Origin of the sequence: Pantoea sp. ICBG 1758 (assembly GCF_002928325.1) — a bacterium.
Lineage (GTDB): Bacteria > Pseudomonadota > Gammaproteobacteria > Enterobacterales > Enterobacteriaceae > Pantoea > Pantoea eucrina.
In genome coordinates this window covers 1-248 of sequence record NZ_POWL01000028.1, presented here as the reverse complement: position 1 = coordinate 248, position 248 = coordinate 1, and the positions used below count along the sequence as shown (strand labels likewise).

1 rRNA gene is annotated in these 248 nt (G+C 58.1%); it reads right to left on the bottom strand.

Going from position 1 to position 248, the window contains the following annotated elements:
- Positions 1–248: ribosomal RNA gene (locus C1Y41_RS19760) — 16S ribosomal RNA — on the bottom strand; the annotation flags it as partial.

Here is a 248-nt window from a genome sequence, read left to right as displayed (position 1 = left end):
AGTCTGGACCGTGTCTCAGTTCCAGTGTGGCTGGTCATCCTCTCAGACCAGCTAGGGATCGTCGCCTAGGTGAGCCGTTACCCCACCTACTAGCTAATCCCATCTGGGCACATCCGGTGGCGTGAGGCCCTAAGGTCCCCCACTTTGGTCCGAAGACGTTATGCGGTATTAGCTACCGTTTCCAGTAGTTATCCCCCTCCACCGGGCAGTTTCCCAGACATTACTCACCCGTCCGCCACTCGTCACCC